Origin of the sequence: Polaribacter sp. BAL334, from assembly GCF_015767435.1 — a bacterium.
In the GTDB taxonomy this organism is placed as follows: Bacteria; Bacteroidota; Bacteroidia; order Flavobacteriales; family Flavobacteriaceae; genus Polaribacter.
Genome location: NZ_JADWOV010000307.1, coordinates 1 through 352, shown reverse-complemented (window position 1 = coordinate 352; position 352 = coordinate 1). Strand labels below are relative to the sequence as shown.

1 protein-coding gene is annotated in these 352 nt (G+C 28.1%); it reads left to right on the top strand.

The genetic code is table 11. The annotated features are described in order from the left end of the window. Positions 1-65 precede the first annotated feature (65 nt). Positions 66-352: helix-turn-helix domain-containing protein (locus tag IU405_RS11565; protein WP_197438772.1), on the top strand; the 287-nt coding region annotated here is incomplete at its 3' end.

Genomic DNA, 352 nt, shown 5'->3' with positions numbered 1-352 from the left:
ACATTTTCAGGGAATATATTCTGAAAATAGATGTTTGAAATTTGCCGTAAATAATAATATAATTTATGGACGCAAAAAAAGTAACCCAAATCCACCATCATATTTCTGATGAAGATTTAGTTCAAAGTATTTCAAAAACAATAAGAGATTTATTTGTTGATTTATCAGGCAAACAACAAACTAAAGAACAAACAATTTGGATCACAAGAAATGAAGTTGCAAAAATACTTTCAGTTTCTCTGGTCACAGTTGATGATTGGACTAAAAGAAAAATTTTAACTGCTTATCGTATAGCAAACAAAAAAAGATTCAAACGGAGTGAAGTAGAGAGTGCATTAACTAAAATCAATTT